The sequence below is a fragment of the Pseudoalteromonas sp. S3178 genome (assembly GCF_005886985.1).
Taxonomy (GTDB): Bacteria; Pseudomonadota; Gammaproteobacteria; order Enterobacterales; family Alteromonadaceae; genus Pseudoalteromonas; species Pseudoalteromonas carrageenovora.
The window spans coordinates 1-276 of sequence record NZ_PNCW01000670.1 but is presented as its reverse complement, the minus strand read 5'-3'; the positions used below and the strand labels follow the sequence as shown (position 1 = coordinate 276).

At 46.4% G+C, this 276-nt stretch carries 1 pseudogene; it reads left to right on the top strand.

What is annotated here, in order from left to right:
* Positions 1-276 (top strand): annotated as a pseudogene (locus CWC11_RS22965) (alpha/beta hydrolase); the annotation flags it as partial.

The window sequence follows — 276 nt, the reverse complement described above, 5'->3', positions numbered from 1 at the left end:
CGCACTTTACTGTTACCAGGTCATGGTACTGCGGCCTCTGCTTTGGTTGATGTATCACACGCGCAGTGGAGAGCTGCTACTGCATACGGTGTGCAATCGATGCTTGAAGACTTTGACACGGTGTATTTAGGTGGCTTTTCAACAGGCGGTGCTTTATTAATTGATTATTTAAACCAGCAAAAGATCAGCTTGGCGCAAGAAGAGCAGATAAAAGGTCTTATGTTATGGTCACCTGCAAGCCAAGCCAAAGCAAATATGGCATGGGCAGCGCAGTAT